This window comes from Streptomyces sp. URMC 129, assembly GCF_051386415.1.
In the GTDB taxonomy this organism is placed as follows: Bacteria; Actinomycetota; Actinomycetes; order Streptomycetales; family Streptomycetaceae; genus Streptomyces.
Window position 1 is genome coordinate 16372 of the sequence record NZ_JBPQTQ010000071.1, and the last position, 14722, is coordinate 31093.

Annotated in this window: 13 protein-coding genes; 6 read left to right on the top strand and 7 right to left on the bottom strand. The window is 73.6% G+C overall.

What is annotated here, in order from left to right; genetic code table 11:
- Positions 1–36: 36 nt before the first annotated feature.
- The 6 genes from ACSNOC_RS16230 to ACSNOC_RS16255 form a co-directional block, all read right to left on the bottom strand.
- Positions 37–615 (bottom strand): Dps family protein, encoded by a 579-nt coding sequence (locus ACSNOC_RS16230; RefSeq protein WP_436748154.1) that lies wholly within the window; start codon positions 613–615, stop codon positions 37–39.
- Complete coding sequence (locus ACSNOC_RS16235) at positions 612–1151, bottom strand: DoxX family protein (RefSeq protein ID WP_436748155.1); 540 nt, start codon at positions 1149–1151, stop codon at positions 612–614. Before ACSNOC_RS16235 ends, ACSNOC_RS16230 begins: the two co-directional genes overlap by 4 nt.
- A gap of 30 nt (positions 1152–1181) precedes the next feature.
- Positions 1182–1844: a hydrolase gene (locus ACSNOC_RS16240; protein ID WP_436748156.1), complete on the bottom strand. Its 663-nt coding sequence runs from the start codon at positions 1842–1844 to the stop codon at positions 1182–1184.
- Between the two features lie 110 nt (positions 1845–1954).
- The gene (locus tag ACSNOC_RS16245; RefSeq protein ID WP_436748157.1) at positions 1955–3847 is read right to left on the bottom strand and encodes an amidohydrolase; all 1893 of its coding nucleotides are present in this window, start codon (positions 3845–3847) and stop codon (positions 1955–1957) included.
- A 100-nt stretch (positions 3848–3947) separates the two neighbouring features.
- Positions 3948–4664, bottom strand: coding sequence for a GPR1/FUN34/YaaH family transporter (locus ACSNOC_RS16250; RefSeq protein ID WP_436748158.1), 717 nt, complete (start codon positions 4662–4664; stop codon positions 3948–3950).
- A 27-nt stretch (positions 4665–4691) separates the two neighbouring features.
- Positions 4692–5660 carry an alpha/beta hydrolase gene (locus ACSNOC_RS16255; protein ID WP_436748159.1) on the bottom strand — a complete coding sequence of 323 codons (969 nt, stop codon included), beginning with the start codon at positions 5658–5660 and terminating at the stop codon, positions 4692–4694.
- A 280-nt stretch (positions 5661–5940) separates the two neighbouring features.
- Here ACSNOC_RS16255 and ACSNOC_RS16260 point away from each other — a divergent pair, with 280 nt between their 5' ends.
- The 6 genes from ACSNOC_RS16260 (at position 5941) to ACSNOC_RS16285 (ending at position 13737) form a co-directional block, all read left to right on the top strand.
- Entirely contained in the window at positions 5941–7035 is a 1095-nt protein-coding gene (locus ACSNOC_RS16260) for an LLM class flavin-dependent oxidoreductase (RefSeq protein WP_436748160.1), read from the top strand.
- Complete coding sequence (locus tag ACSNOC_RS16265; RefSeq protein WP_436748161.1) at positions 7032–7646, top strand: FMN reductase; 615 nt, start codon at positions 7032–7034, stop codon at positions 7644–7646. The genes ACSNOC_RS16260 and ACSNOC_RS16265 overlap by 4 nt, the downstream gene beginning before the upstream one ends.
- A gap of 120 nt (positions 7647–7766) precedes the next feature.
- On the top strand, positions 7767–10607 hold the full coding sequence (locus ACSNOC_RS16270; protein WP_436748162.1) for a helix-turn-helix transcriptional regulator: 2841 nt from the start codon (positions 7767–7769) through the stop codon (positions 10605–10607).
- A gap of 105 nt (positions 10608–10712) precedes the next feature.
- Positions 10713–11753: a helix-turn-helix domain-containing protein gene (locus tag ACSNOC_RS16275; protein WP_436748163.1), complete on the top strand. Its 1041-nt coding sequence runs from the start codon at positions 10713–10715 to the stop codon at positions 11751–11753.
- 325 nt (positions 11754–12078) lie between these two features.
- Positions 12079–12876 carry a helix-turn-helix domain-containing protein gene (locus ACSNOC_RS16280; RefSeq protein WP_436748164.1) on the top strand — a complete coding sequence of 266 codons (798 nt, stop codon included), beginning with the start codon at positions 12079–12081 and terminating at the stop codon, positions 12874–12876.
- A gap of 123 nt (positions 12877–12999) precedes the next feature.
- Positions 13000–13737 (top strand): alpha/beta fold hydrolase, encoded by a 738-nt coding sequence (locus ACSNOC_RS16285; protein WP_436748165.1) that lies wholly within the window; start codon positions 13000–13002, stop codon positions 13735–13737.
- A gap of 310 nt (positions 13738–14047) precedes the next feature.
- On the opposite strand, the gene ACSNOC_RS16290 is transcribed toward ACSNOC_RS16285, so the two are convergent.
- Positions 14048–14722 (bottom strand): SpoIIE family protein phosphatase (locus ACSNOC_RS16290; protein WP_436748166.1); only part of this gene is annotated, 675 nt, incomplete at its 5' end.

Consider the following 14722-nt stretch of genomic DNA (forward strand, 5'->3'; position numbering starts at 1 on the left):
GGTGACTTCCTCGGATGGGGTGGCGGGTGGGACAGGTCACACGTGGATCAGCGGCGTGTCCACCAAGTGCTCGGCCAGGAACCACACCTGCGCCTCGCCGGTGCGGATCACCTCGGAGACGAGCAGGTCGTTGCTGCCGTCGTCGCCCAGCGCCCCGACCCGGCCGGCGGCGTCGCGCGCCTCGATGAGGATCGTCTCGTGCGCTTCGAGGAGCCGGGACAGCATCGCCGGCACCTCCTCGGCGCCGTTCGGCGGGCGCGGGACGCGGGTCATCTCGGCGGCGTGCCGCGGGTCCGCCACGGCGACCCCGCCGAGGCTCTGCACCCGCTCGGCGAGCGCGTCGATGATCGCGAGCTGCTCCCCGGCGTGCTTGTCGAGCAGCAGGTGGAGCGGGTAGAAGGTGGCGCCGCGCATCAGCCAGTGGTGCTTCTTGTAGAGCGCGTGCAGCATCTGGGTATCGGCCAGCACGCCGTTCAGCCGCTGGCAGGCGTACAGGCGGGTGTCGTGGGACAGGCCGAGGGGAAGCTGCTTGACGGTTCCGAAGGGTTGCAGCTCGTGGCCCTTCTGGTGCAGCAGGGGCTGGGTGCCGCCCGTGGCGGGCAGGGATGGGGTCATGATCCACTCCGGGAGGGGGTCGGGCCGGTGCTGGGTCCCGCGGCGGCGACCGCCGCGGGACGGTGGAGCAGGGCGCGGACGGCGAGTCCGCTGCCGATGCCGGTGACCGTGGTGACGGCGGCCCACCACGGCGGCCACGGCAGCAGGTCCAGCACCTCGTCGGCGGACCAGCGCCCCGGGCCGGTGAGGGCCAGCACCACGGCGATGACGACGAGGAGCAGCGGGTACTCGTAGCCGTCCCGCTGGACCCACAGCCCGTGGGGCCACTTGACGGTGACCGCGACGGTCATCACGCCCACCGCGCCGGCCGCCGCCAGCGGCGTGAGGGCACCGGCGGCCAGCAGCAGGCCGCAGGCGATCTGCCCGCCACCGGCGGCGAGGGCCGTGAACGCCCCGCCGCGGAAGCCGTCCGCGCGGAACTCCGCCGCTCCGCCCGCCAGCCCGCCGCCGCCGAGCCGGAAGCTGACCTTCTGCACGCCGTGGCCGGCGATGAGGAGTCCCGCGACCAGGCGCAGGATCAGCAGGCCGAGGTCCATCGTCACGCTCCTTCGCAGGGTGCCCGGCGGTCAGCCGGCGGCGTGCGGGTCGATCATGGACTGGGCGTAGACAACGCCCATGCCGTAGGCGCCGCCGTGCTCCTTCACCACGTCCAGGGTCTGCGCGTAGGTCTCGCCGCGCGCCCAGTCGCGCTGGAGCTCCAGCAGCACCTGCAGCCAGGTGACAGGGACCGCGCCGGCCGCCGTCATCCGCTGCATGGCGTGCTCATGGGCGGCGGGCGTGACGCCCGCGGACGCGTCGGCGACCACGTAGACCTCGTAGCCCTGGACCAGGGCGGACAGGGCGGGGAGCACCAGACACACCTCGGTCCACAGACCGGACAGGACGATCTTGCTCCGGCCGGTGGCCTTCACCGCATCGACGAGGGCCGGGTCCTCCCAGGCGTTCATCGTGGTCCGGTCCACGATCTCGTGCTTGGGGAAGACGTCCCGGAGCTGCGGCAGGATCGGCCCGGAGAACGACTCGGCGGCCACGGTGGAGAGCACCACCGGGACGTCGAAGACCCGGGCGGCCTTGGCCAGGCCGACGGTTGCGTTGATGACTCCGGCGCGGTCGGCGCTGGCGGCGCCGAAGAACATCTGCGGCTGGTGGTCGACGAAGAGCATCATCGCGTTCTCGGGCGTCAGCAGGTCGGGGCCGGGGGCCGCGTGAACGTTCGTGAACTCGACCATGACGGTCCTTTCGGGGCAGGGATTCCGCGGGAATGCGGGAGACGAAGGCCGGGAGAAGAGGGACAGGGGTACCGGCGACGCGCGCCGGGCGGACCGCGCCGGGCGGACCCCTACAGGACGAAGCAGGGGTCGAAGACCTCCGCCGTCCGCTCGGGCGCCGGCTCGTGCGCCAGGCGCCACTGGCGGTGCTGTTCCGACGCGGCGACGGCCTCGGTCAGCAGGTCCGCCTGCCGCGCGCCGCTGAGCCCCGGCGGCGGGGTGGCGTGGTAGCCGCCGAACCGGGCGACCGGGCTCCACTCCGGGCGCAACGGCGGCACGGCCTCGTCGAGCCCTTCGAACTCGCCGGCCGCGTAGACGATGTGCCCGCCGACGACGGTCAGCAGCGACTCGATGTGCGGGATGTCGGGGCCCGGCACGGAGAAGTAGTCGTCGGACAGCACCGCGAAGTCGCCGAAATACCCTTCCCGGAGCATGCCCTTGACGTTCTCCTCGCCGGTCAGGCGGGCGCCCGCCCTGGTGTACATGTCCAGCGCGGTGGCGCGCGGGATGAGCCGGTCCGGCGGGTACAGGCGCAGGTCTCCGACGGTGCGGCCCGTGACCAGCCAGTGCAGGGCGACCCAGGGGTTGTAGGAGGAGACGCGGGTGGCGTCGGTGCCCGCGGCGACGGGGAGTCCGAGCTCCAGCATCTCCCGGACCGGCGGGGTGTGGGCGGCGGCGCCGGCGCCGTACCGGTCCACGAACGCCCGGCCCTGGAAGGACATGCGATTCTGCACGCTGATGGACCCGCCGAGCGCGGCGATGCGTTCCAGGCTGTGCGGCGACACCGTTTCGGCGTGGTCGAAGAGCCACCGGTTCCCGGCGGGGAACAGTCCCTCCGCGGCCAGCCGCTCGAAGACGGCGAGGTCGCGGCGGATCGTCTGGTCGTAGGTGGCGTGCAGCCGGAACCCCCAGCCGTGCTCCATCAGCAGCCGGACGGCCTTCTCGAACTCCGCCTCGTAGCCGGAGGCCAGCTCGGGTCGGGGTTCGGAGAAGTTCTCGAAGTCGGCGGCGGCCCAGGTGAGGTTCTCGCCGGCGCCGTTGAGCCGGAGCCACTCGTCACCGTCGCCGGGCCGGACCGTCTCGATCCAGCGCCTCAGGTCGGCGAGTTCCTGGCCCGCGGTCTGCGGGAAGAGGTGGTAGGCGATGCGCAGCGACAGCTCGCCGTCGCGCGCCAGCTCGGTCACCGTCCGGTAGTTGTCCGGGAAGTTCTGGAACCCGCCGGCGGCGTCCACGGCCGACGTCAGGCCGAATCGGTTCAGCTCGCGCAGGAAGTGCCGCGTCGAGATCTTCTTGTCGGCGTCGTCCAGGGTGGGTGCCGCCGCGAGCGTGGAGTAGAGGATCAGCGCGCTCGGGGCGGCGAGGAGAACGCCGGTGGGCTCCCCGTCGCGGCCCCGGACGATCTGCCCGCCGCGCGGGTCCGGGGTGTCCCGGGTGAAGCCCGCGGCGCGGACCGCGGCGCGGTTGAGGATGGCGGACTGGTAGAGGTGCAGGACGAAAACGGGGGTGTCGGGCGCGGCGGCGGTCAGCTCCGCCGCGGTGGGCATCCGGCGCTCCGCGAACTGCTCCGCGGTCCAGCCGCCGACCACCCGGATCCACTGCCCCCTGGGCGTGCGTCCGGCCTGCTCGCGCAGCATGGCGAGGGCCTGCGCGAGGGACGGCACGCCGTCCCAGCGCAGCTCCAGCACGTAGTTGAGGCCGCCCCGGATGACGTGCAGGTGGGAGTCGTTGAGGCCGGGGATGACGCGTCGGCCGAGCGCGTCGGCGACGCGCGTGCGGGTGCCGACGCATCCGGCGACGTCCTGGTCGTCGCCGAGGGCGACGATCCGGCCGTCCCGGACGGCGAGGGCCGAGGCCGCGGGCCGCCGGGGGTCGCCGGTGTGGATCCGGGCGTTGCGGAGGACGAGGTCCGCCGCCGCGGGTGGCGGAGAGGCCGGGGTGATGCCGCCGACCGGCATCGATGTCATCGTGCTCACCTCCGGGGGAGCGAGCGGCGTGCCGCACGCCGCTGTTCGCGCTGCTGAGGGGTGGGAGAGGGGCGGAACGGGCGGAACGGGCCGCCGCGGATCAGAGGGTCCGGCGCACGCCCGCCTGGCGTTCGAGGTTGCGCAGTTGCACCGACAGGTCGCCCTCGACGGCGCGGTGCGCGGGGCCGCTGCGGCCGATCGGCAGCACCTCCTCGCCCCGCATGTCCTCCAGCATCAGGGCGAACGCGGCGTACATCGCGACGGCCGCGAGCAGCAGCCCGAGCGCGCCGGACACCTGCCCGAGTGCCTCCGCGTCGGTCAGGTTGTAGGCGGCGGCCGCGGCGAACCGGGGGACCGCGACGCAGAGCACCAGCCACAGGGCGCGTTTGGGGCGGGCCACGCTCGCCATCAGCAGGGCGAAGAGCGTGAAGAGCAGGTTGAGCACGCCGAGCACCCGGGCGCCGTCCGGCGCATCGGTGACCAGGACCAGCGCGCTGGCCAGCCAGGTGCCGGAGAAACAGGCCATCAGGGTGGCCGCGAGCACGTCCCGGGCCCCGAAGGCGAAGAAGCTGACCAGGAGTTGCAGCACGAAGGCGGGCGCGATGGTCAGCCCGACCGCCCGGTGCGCGTCGTCGCCCAGCCACCCGAGTTGCAGGCAGCCGACGATGGTGGAGGCGATGGCCACGGTGTAGAAGCCCAGCGGCATCGGGGAGGCGATGGGCCGCAGGTTGATCCGGGTCATCCGCCGCAGGTCGGGTTCGAAATGGCGGCCGGTGGCGGCCTCCGGCGCCGCGGGCGGGCGTTCGCTGGTGTTCATGGGGGGCGGTCTCCTCCGGAACGGCCGTCAGCCCGTGGCGAGCGCGCGCCGCAGGGTGGCGATGGCCAGTTCGATGGCGGACTCGGCCGCGTACGTCCCGCGCAGGGCGTCGAGCATCACGAAGTCGTGGATGACGCCCTGGTAGCGCACCGCGGTGACCGGGACCCCGGCGGTGCGCAGCTTGTTGGCGTACGCCTCGCCCTCGTCCCGCAGGACGTCCGCCTCGGCGGTGATCACCAGGGCGGGCGGCAGGCCGGCGAGTTGCTCGGTGGTGGCGCGCAGCGGCGAGGCGGTGATCTCCGCCCGCTGCGCCTCGTCGGTCGTGTACTGGTCCCAGAACCACCGCATGGCGTCCCGCCGCAGGAAGTAGCCCTCGGCGAACTGGTGGTAGGAGCCGCTGTCGAACGAGGCGTCGGTGACCGGGTAGAAGAGCACCTGCTGGAGCAGCGGCAGGCCGCCGCGCTCCTTGGCCATCAGGGTGAGCGCCGCGCTCATGTTGCCGCCGACCGAGTCGCCGGCGACCGCGACCCGGGTGCCGTCCAGGCCGGCGGCGGCACCGTCGGTGACGACCCAGCGGGCGACCGTCCAGTTCTGCTCGATGGCCACCGGGTAGCGGTGTTCGGGCGACAGGTCGTACTCGGGGAAGACCACCGCGGCTCCCGCGCCGACGGCGAGTTCGCGCACCAGCCGGTCGTGCGTGTGCGCGTTGCCGAACACCCAGCCGGCACCGTGGATGTAGACGACGACGGGTAGTGCGCCGGTGCTGCCGGCGGGCTTGACGACGCGTGCCCTGACCTCGCCGGTGGGTCCGCCGGGGACGGTGATCCACTCCTCGTCGACGGCCGGCTTGTCGATGGGGCCGGACTGCACGTCGTCGACGGCCGCGCGCCCCTCGGACGGGAGCAGCTGGAAGAGGAACGGAGGCTTGGCGGTGGCCTCCGCGAAGGCGGCGGCGGCGGGTTCCAGGACGGGGGTGGGAGGAGCGTCGTGCGTCATGGTGAGCCTGTTTCGTCCGGAGTGACGGGGGTGCGGCGCCTCGTCGAAGCCGCGCACCGGGACGTTAAGCCGGGTTCCGGGCGGCGTTCCGGCGTCCCGTGCACAGGGGCTTGACCTGCGGTGCACAACGCGGCGCGCAACCACCGGAGAAGGGCGCTGAGGGGCTCGTTCCGGTGCGCGCACGGGCATCACGTCCGCGCCAGGGGCGCCTACCGTTCGGGACCCACGCGACTGCCGGAAGAACCAGAAGAACCGGAAGAACCGGAAGAAGAGGGGTCTCATGCAGTTCGGCATCTTCACGGTCGGGGATGTGACGCCCGATCCCCACCATGGCCGTGGCCCGTCGGAGCACGAACGCATCAAGGCGATGGTCTCCATCGCGCTCAAGGCGGAGGAGGTGGGCCTGGACGTCTTCGCGACGGGCGAGCACCACAACCCGCCGTTCGTGCCGTCGTCCCCGACCACGATGCTCGGCTGGATCGCCGCCCGCACCGAGAAGCTGATCCTGTCCACCGCCACGACGCTGATCACCACCAACGACCCGGTGAAGATCGCCGAGGACTACGCGATGCTCCAGCACCTGGCAGACGGCCGGGTCGATCTGATGCTGGGACGTGGCAACACCGGCCCGGTGTATCCCTGGTTCGGCCAGGACATCCGCCAGGGCATCCCGCTGGCCAGGGAGAACTACGCGCTGCTGCACAAGCTGTGGCGCGAGGACGTCGTGGACTGGGAGGGGACGTTCCGCACACCCCTGCAGGCGTTCACCGCGACGCCCCGCCCGCTGGACGGCGTGCCGCCGTTCGTCTGGCACGGCTCGATCCGCTCACCGGAGATCGCCGAGCAGGCGGCCTTCTACGGAGACGGCTTCTTCCACAACAACATCTTCTGGCCGGCCGAGCACACGAGCCGCATGGTCCAGCTGTACCGGCAGCGGTACGCCCACCACGGTCACGGCCGGCCGGAGGACGCCATCGTCGGTCTCGGCGGACAGGTTTTCATGCGGCGGAAGTCGCAGGACGCCGTCCGGGAGTTCCGCCCCTACTTCGACAACGCCCCGGTCTACGGGCACGGACCGTCCCTGGAGGAGTTCACCGAGCAGACCCCGCTGACGGTCGGCTCTCCCCAGCAGGTCATCGAGCGGACCCTGTCCTTCCGCCGGACGGTGGGCGACTACCAGCGGCAGCTCTTCCTGATGGACCACGCGGGCCTGCCCCTGAGGACCGTCCTGGAACAGCTCGACATGCTCGGCGAGGAGGTGGTGCCCGTCCTGCGCAAGGAGTTCGCGAACGGCCGCCCGGCCGGCGTGCCGGACGCCCCGACGCACGCCGCGCGGGTCGCCGCCGCCTTCCCGAAGGGCGGCGAGACCGCATGAAGCTGGTGGCCGTGTCCGCGGGGCTGAGCACCCCGTCCGCCACCCGCCTGCTCGCGGACCGGCTCGCCGAGTCGGTCCGCGGTGAGCTCGCCGCCCTGGGCCACGACGTGGAGACCGACGTGGTCGAGTTGCGCGGGCTGGCCGTCGCCATCGCCAACAACCTCGTCACCGGATTCCCGCCGCCGCCCCTGGCCGCCGCGATCGACGCGGTGACGGGCGCCGGCGGTCTGATCGCCGTGACCCCGGTGTTCACCGCCTCCTTCAGCGGGCTGTTCAAGTCCTTCTTCGACCTGATCGACCCGGACGCCCTCGCCGGGAAGCCGGTCCTCGTCGCGGCGACGGGCGGCACGGCCCGCCACTCCCTGGTCCTGGAGCACGCCCTGCGCCCGCTCTTCGCCCACCTGCGCGCCGTCACCGTCCCCACCGCGGTGTACGCGGCTTCCGGGGACTGGGGATCGGGCGGCGACGCGTACACCGAGGGACTGCCCGCGCGCATCGGAAGGGCGGGCGGCGAGCTCGCGGCCCTCATGGCCGCCCGCCCGGCCGACGCGGCACCCGAGGACGACGTCAGCGCGCTGGAGCGGCGCCTCTCCGACCTCCGCTTCGACTGAGCGGTGATGGGACGCACACGCGCGTCCGGGGCGGGAATGTGGAATGCTCTGCACGGATTCTCCGTGCCGCACGTCTGCACCGTTGCTTCCGGTGCGGCCACATTTCTCTGGGGATGGCACGTGTACCGGTCGACGAAGCGACCCTCACCCGGCATAGCCGGTGCCGCGCGGGCGCCGGTGCGTGGCCGGGAAGCGGAGCTGGCCGCCATCGACGCGCGGCTCGACGCCCTGGCCCGTGGCCACGGCGGGCTCATGTATGTCGAGGGGGCTCCCGGAAGCGGCAAGACCCGGCTCCTGACGGAGGCTTACGCCGCCGCGGTGCGGCGGGGCTTCCGGGCGTTCCGCGGGGGCGCGGATCCCGACAAGCAGTTCGTGCCGCTCGGCCCGCTGCTGGACGGCCTGCTCTCGGGCTCCGAATCCCTGCTCGACGCGGCGCAACTGCGGGATCTCGCCGCGGTGCCCGACCAGCGCTTCTGGCTGCTGCAGGAGCTTCAGGACCGGCTGGAGCAAACGGCGCTGCACACGCCGCTGCTCGTCGTCCTCGACGACGTCCAGTGGTGCGACGACCTGACGCTGCTCGCCGTGCGCACCCTCTCGGCCAGGCTGGCGTCGCACGCGATCCTGTGGCTGGTGGCCGTCCGCAGCGGGACCCGGGCCTCCACCGTGCGCGCGACGCTGGACCGGCTGCGGGAGGAGGGCGCGTATGAGCTGCGGCTCGGGCCCCTCCCGGACGAGGCGGTCGCGCAGATCACCGAGGACATCCTGGGCGCGGCACCCGATCCGGGGGTCCTGCGGGCCGCCCGGCGTGCGGAGGGCGTGCCGCTGCTGCTGGCGGAGCTGCTCGGCGGGCTGCGCGACGAGAAGTCGGTGATCACCGAGAACGGCGTGGCCCGGCTGACGGGCGGAGCCATCCCCGCCCGCCTGCTGACCTCCGTCGGGCGCCGCATCGAGCTTCTGTCCGAACCGGCCCGCGAGGTCGTGCAGGCCGCGTCCGCCGTGGGCCGCTCGGTCACCGTGGATCTGCTGGCCGTGCTGCTCGGCAGACCGGTGGCCGCGCTGATCACCCCGGTGGGAGAATCCCTCGACGCCGATCTGCTCGTCGAACGCGACGGCCGGCTGTGCTTCCGCCACGACCTGATCCGCGAGGCGGTCGAAGCGGGCCTGCCCGTCTCCGTACGGCGGGCCCTGCGCCGCCACGCCGCCGACGTGCTGCTGGCCCGCGGCGCGCCCGTGGTCGAGACCGCCACGCTGCTGTCGGACAGCGCGGAGCCCGGTGACCGCCGGGCCGTCGAGCAGTTGCGCGCCGCCGCGGCGGAACTCGCGGCCACCGCGCCCGCACCGGCGGCCGACCTCAGTGGCCGCGCCCTGGAACTCACCGCCGAGGATGCCCCGGAACGGCCGGCCATCGTCGCCGAGACGGTTTCCCTGCTGTGGCAGGCCGGCCAGGGCGAGCGCGCCCGTGCGCTGGGTTCCTCGGTCCTGCCCGGCGGCATGCGGCCCGAGGACGAGGCACGGGTGCGGCTCGGCCTGGCCCGGCTGTCCAGCCAGTCGGACTTCACGGAGGCGGTCCGGCAGGCCCGCGCCGGGGCGGCGCTGCCCGGCATCCCCGCCACGCTGCGTGCCCGACTGCTGGCCCTGGAATGCCTCAACCTGTGGATGGTGGGCGACATGGCGGCGGCTGCCCGCGTCGCGACGGAGGCCCTTCAGGCCGCCGCCGGGGCGCGGGACCGGGCCGCCGAGGCCACCGCTACCGTGGTCCACTCGATCGTGCGGTTCTATTGGATGGACTGGGACGCGGCGTTCGAACTGGCGGACGGGGCCGTGGCCCTGGCCGCCGGCCTCGGCATCGCTCCCTCGCTGTGGGTGCCGGAGGCCCTCTGGAAGAGCTTCCTGCTCAACGCGGCGGGCCGGTCTTCCGAGGCGCTCGCGGAATCCGGGGCCGGCCTTCGGGACGCCCGGCAGCAGGGGCAGGCCGCGGCCATGCAGCTGTGGCTGATGAACCGCTCGCGCGTGCTCCTGGACGCGGGGCGGCTGGCGGACGCCCGGGCCGAGGCGGAAGCCGCGTGGGCGATGGCCGACGAACTCGGCATGAGCAACTTCGCGGACACGACGCTCCTGTACACGCTGGTGCGCGTCGCCCTCCACACGGGCGACCAGGAGGCGGTGCGGGCCTACGCGGGCGAGGCGAAGCGGATGCTGAGCGACGACGCGCCGCTCGTCCGCGGCGTGGGGTCCTGGCTGGCGGCCCTGGTGGCGGACTCCGAGGGCCGGTCGGCCGAGGCCGTGGCGGCACTCGACGAGGCGGTGGTGGCGCTCCAGGAGGAGCGACCCGCACTCGCCGTCCCGGACGATCCCGCCGACGCGCCCGTCCTGGTCCGCATGGCACTACGGGCCGGTGCGCATGAACACGCCGCACGGGCGGTCGCCGTGGCGGAGCGCCGCGCCCGGCTCAACCCCGGGTTCCCGGTCCTGGCAGCCGTGGCCGCGCACGCCCGGGGGCTCCTCGACAACGACCTCGATCACCTCCTGCGCGCGGTCCGCCGGTACGAGGGCTCCCCCCGGCTCCTCGCCCGGGCGTCCGCCCTGGAGGACGCCGGACGCGCGCTGGTCGGTGTCCGGGCCTTCGAGGCCGTGCCGCACCTCGACGCGGCGCTCGCCCTCTACACGGAGGCGGGCGCCGAGCGGGACGCCGCGCGGGTGCGCCGCCGCCTGCGGGCCGCGGGAGTCCGGCGGCGGCCCGCCTCCACGCGGGCCGTGCCGGGGTGGCCGGAGCTGACCGTCTCGGAGGTGGGGGTGGTGCGGCTCGTGGCGCAGGGTCTTACGAATCGGCAGGTCGCGGACCGCCTCGCCCTCTCGCCGCACACGGTGAGCTCACACCTGCGGCGTGCCTTCACCAAGCTCGGCATCACCTCGCGCGTGGAGCTGGCCCGCGAGGCGATGACCCGCGACCGCGGAGAGTGACCGCGCGGTATCCCACGACGGGGCCGCCCGGCCCGACGATCCGTGCGATGCGCGGGCGGCGGCGGACCGCCACGATGGGCGCAAAGCTGTCGGAAGGCGGAGGTCATGACGCCAGTGACACCGGTGCGCGAGGGCGTACGTGAGGAAATACGCGAGGAGAGATCCGAGGAAGGAGGCGTTCCCGGCACCGTCTTCACCACCGCCTCGGTGCCCGCCCACCGGCGGCGGGCGTCCTGGCGCGAGGCGTTGTCCCGGACGTTCGGCGCGGTGGACATGGCCGTCCCCGCGGAGGTGCGCTCCGGCACGATCCGCACGGCCGCGCTCGGGCGGCTCCGGGTCATCACGGTGGACGGGGACCCCCTGCGGGCCGTGCGCACCCGGCGGCTCATCGCCCGCGGTGACGAGGACGCGTACGTGGTCGTGAAGCTGCTGAGCCACGGGGTCGCCCGGCTCCAGCAGGACGGCCGCGACGTGGCCCTGCGGCCGGGGGATGTCTTCGTCTACGACATGGCGCGCCCCGTCCGCCTGACCCTGCCGGAGCCGTTCCGGACGAAGTCCCTCGTCCTGCCCCGGCAGATGCTGGGCCTGAGCGAGTCGGACCTGCGGCAGATCACCGCGTCCCCCCTCCGCCGCGGCACGGCACTCGGCGGGCTGCTGGCCACCTTCCTGACACGGCTCGCGGACACCGCGGGAACGTACCGCCCGCACACCGGCGAGGTGATCGGCCGCAACGTCGTGGACCTGCTGACCGTCCTGGCCGATGAGCGACTCGGCAGGACCTCCGCGGGGACGCCGAGCGGCGACGCGGCGATGCTGCTGCGGATCCGGGCCTTCATCGGCCGCCACCTCGCGGATCCGGACCTGACCCCGCGCACCGTCGCCCAGGCCCACCACATCTCCGTGCGGTACCTGCACAAGCTTTTCGAGGGCGAGGACGCCACGGTCAGCCGGTGGATCCAGAGCCGCCGCCTGGAAGCGTGCCTGCGGGACCTGTCTCACCGGAGGGCCACGGGCCTCACCATCGCCGCGGTGGCGCACCGGTGGGGTTTCGCCAGCGCCGCCCACTTCAGCCGGGCCTTCCGGTCCGCCTACGGGATGTCGCCCAGCGAGTGGCGCGACGCCCACGGGCCGGCGCCGCATGCCTGAGGGGAGTGCTCCGATGACCGAACGGCTCCCGCGGGCCCGCCCCGGCGGTGAGGCACTCCCGGCACTCGCCGACGAACTCGCGGAGGACTTCGGCCGGGCCGTGGAAATCAAGGACCCGCTGGTCCGGATGGTCCCTGCGAGCCGGCACGCTCCTCGCCCGGCCGCCCGGGCCTTTCCCGCCCCCACGGCGGGCGGTGCCGGCGATTCCGCTCCGCCTCCGGCACGGTCGCACATGAGCGCCCAGGCTCTTGCGCCGGCGACCGTTCCCCGTGGATCCGATACCCCGCAACCCGCGGGTTCCGGGTACCTCCGGATCGTTTCCCGGATGCCGGACGAGGAGAACGACCAGCATCTGTATCTGGGCCTGCACGTCCGTGGGTCGCTGGGGATTCTCCGCGACGGGTCCGAGGTTTTCCTGGAGCCGGGTGACCTGGTCTTCTGTGATCCGGCCCGGCGTCACGTCCTGCGGCCCGGCGACGACTGCCGGATGACGCTTTTCCGCCTGCCCCGCTGCTACGTCGGCGTGCCGGAGGCAGACCTCGACCGCGTCGTGGGGGTGCCCGTGCGGGGCGGCGAGGGCCTGGGCGCCCTGGTGTCGGGCCTGCTGTCCGTGCTCGCCACCGAGGCGGAGTTCCGCCGACCCGGGATCGGCGACCGGCTCGTCCGCAGTCTCGTGGATCTCCTCGCCACCCTCGTCATGGAGCTTCGCCTCGCGGAGACGGAAGAGGAGGCGGCGGAGCGGACAACGGACACGTCGACGGCCGGCACCGAGACGCTGGCCCGGATCCGGACGTTCATCGACGAGCATCTGACGGACCCGGACCTGTCACCGGAATCGATCGCCCGCGCGCACCGCATTTCCGTCCGCTACCTGCACAAGCTCTTCCAGAACGACGGCACCACGGTGAGCCGGTGGGTGCGGCGGCGCAGGCTCGAAGCCTGCCGGCAAGAGCTGGGACGGACGGCGAACCGGACGATCGCCGTGGCCGCGGTGGCGCACCGCTGGGGCTTCAGCAGCCCCTCGCACTTCAGCCGTGCCTTCCGGGACGCCTACGGCATGTCCCCCACGGAATGGCACGCCCGGGCCGCATCGCAAAGCCCGGAATTCCGGCGTGCCCGGTGAGGACAGCGGTGGTGCGCTCGCCGTCAAGGCACCTCCATCCCGGGGCCCTAGCGTGGCGTGCGGCGGTGTGCGGAGCGCCGACACGCCGCCCCGTACACCGCCGACACCGAGGAGAACCCGGTCATGACGACCTCCGCCGCCCCTTCCGCCGCCATCCCCACCGTCGTCCTCGTCCATGGTGCCTTCGCCGACGCGGCCAGCTGGGCGGGGGTCATCGCCGAGCTGCAGAGCCAGGGCGTTCCCGCGATGGCTCCGCCGAACCCGCTGCGCGGACTGGCCTCCGACGCCGCGTACGTCGCCTCCGTGGCCGCCCAGATCGACGGGCCCGTCGTGCTGGTCGGGCACTCCTACGGCGGTGCGCTCATCACCGTCGCCGGCACCACGGACAACGTCGTCGGCCTCGTCTACGTCGCGGCCTACGTCCTCGAAGAGGGCGAGAGCCTCGGCGAGTTGCAGGGCCGCTTCCCCGACTCCCCGCTGGCGAGCAGCCTGAAGCAGTGGACGTACCCGGTCGCCGGTGCCGACCCCGCCGTCGAGGTGACCATCGCCCAGGACGCCTTCCCCTCGATCTTCGCCGCCGATGTGCCCACGGACGTCACCGCGGTCCTGGCGGTGGCCCAGCGCCCGCTCGCCGCCGCGGCCTTCACCGAGCCGGCCGCCGCGGCCTCGTGGCGGACCAAACCCTCCTGGGCGCTCGTGGCCGGAGCGGACCGGGCGATCGACCCCGAGGTGCAGCGCTTCGGGGCGGAGCGGGCCGGGGCCACCGTCCTCGAACTCGACGGCGCCTCGCACGCCGTCGCCGTCTCCCGGCCGAAGCAGGTCGCCGGCCTGATCCTCGACGCCGTCCGCGCGACGAGCTGACCCGGCGGCACACCGGCCCCGGCCCTGCGGACGAGCGTGTCTCGTTCCGCGGGGCGAGTGGCGGAGCGGTCGGCCCAGGGCGTCCGGAACGGCCCCCGTGTGCCGGAGGCGATCGGCAGCAGGTGGTACGCACCCGCAACCGCTGGTCGCGCGCCTGCCGTTCGGCAAGTCCCACGGCCGCGATCCCGGGATCGGTGTTTCCGGGCTCTGTTCCGTTGTCGCGCACCGGATCCGGGTTCAGCGGCTCATCGGGCCGGGCTCCGATGCGTCCCTGTCCTCGCCGAGCAGCCACGGCACGCCACTTCGGGGGCTAGCCGGGGATGGGCTGTTCGGTCCAGATGTGTTTGCCGGTTGTCGTGTAGCGGGTGCCCCAGCGTTGGGACACGGCGGCGATCAGTTGGAGGCCGCGGCCGCTTTCGTCGAGGGTGGAGGGGTGGCGGATGTGGGGGGTGGTGAGGCTGCCGTCGGAGACTTCGCAGATCAGGGTGCGGCTGCGCAGCAGGCGCAGGGCCACGGGGCCGGTGGCGTGGCGGATGACGTTGCCGACCAGTTCGCTGGCGATCAGTGCGGTCGTGGTCTCCAGCTCCCCCAGGTCCCAGGCGGCCAGTTGGTCGCGGATGTGCCGACGGGCCCGGGACGCGGCGACCGGGTCCTCCGGGAGGGGCCAGACCGCGACGGCGTCCGGGTGGAGGGCGTGGGTGCGGGCGATCAGGAGGGCGGTGTCGTCGGGGAGGGAGCGGTCGGCGGGGAGCAGGGTGCGCGTCACCGTGTCGCACAGCGACTCCGGCTCCGCGGTCTCGCGCAGGGCCGTGGTCAGGGTCCGGGTCAGGCGGGTCATGCCGTCCTCGATGTCCTGGCCGGGGACCTCGACCAGGCCGTCGGTGTAGAGGACCAGCAGGCTGCCGTCCGGCAGGTGGACGTCATGGGCGGCGAAGGGCGGCGATGCCACGCCCAGCGGGGGGTCGGGGGCTGCCGTGGGGAAGAC

Bases quoted from the DNA above. Each gene is read 5' to 3' on its own strand.
- ACSNOC_RS16230 (WP_436748154.1), bottom strand. From the start codon at position 615: ATGACCCCATCCCTGCCCGCCACGGGCGGCACCCAGCCCCTGCTGCAC.
- ACSNOC_RS16235 (WP_436748155.1), bottom strand. From the start codon at position 1,151: ATGGACCTCGGCCTGCTGATCCTGCGCCTGGTCGCGGGACTCCTCATC.
- ACSNOC_RS16240 (WP_436748156.1), bottom strand. From the start codon at position 1,844: ATGGTCGAGTTCACGAACGTTCACGCGGCCCCCGGCCCCGACCTGCTG.
- ACSNOC_RS16245 (WP_436748157.1), bottom strand. From the start codon at position 3,847: ATGACATCGATGCCGGTCGGCGGCATCACCCCGGCCTCTCCGCCACCC.
- ACSNOC_RS16250 (WP_436748158.1), bottom strand. From the start codon at position 4,664: ATGAACACCAGCGAACGCCCGCCCGCGGCGCCGGAGGCCGCCACCGGC.
- ACSNOC_RS16255 (WP_436748159.1), bottom strand. From the start codon at position 5,660: ATGACGCACGACGCTCCTCCCACCCCCGTCCTGGAACCCGCCGCCGCC.
- ACSNOC_RS16260 (WP_436748160.1), top strand. From the start codon at position 5,941: ATGCAGTTCGGCATCTTCACGGTCGGGGATGTGACGCCCGATCCCCAC.
- ACSNOC_RS16265 (WP_436748161.1), top strand. From the start codon at position 7,032: ATGAAGCTGGTGGCCGTGTCCGCGGGGCTGAGCACCCCGTCCGCCACC.
- ACSNOC_RS16275 (WP_436748163.1), top strand. From the start codon at position 10,713: ATGACGCCAGTGACACCGGTGCGCGAGGGCGTACGTGAGGAAATACGC.
- ACSNOC_RS16280 (WP_436748164.1), top strand. From the start codon at position 12,079: ATGCCGGACGAGGAGAACGACCAGCATCTGTATCTGGGCCTGCACGTC.
- ACSNOC_RS16285 (WP_436748165.1), top strand. From the start codon at position 13,000: ATGACGACCTCCGCCGCCCCTTCCGCCGCCATCCCCACCGTCGTCCTC.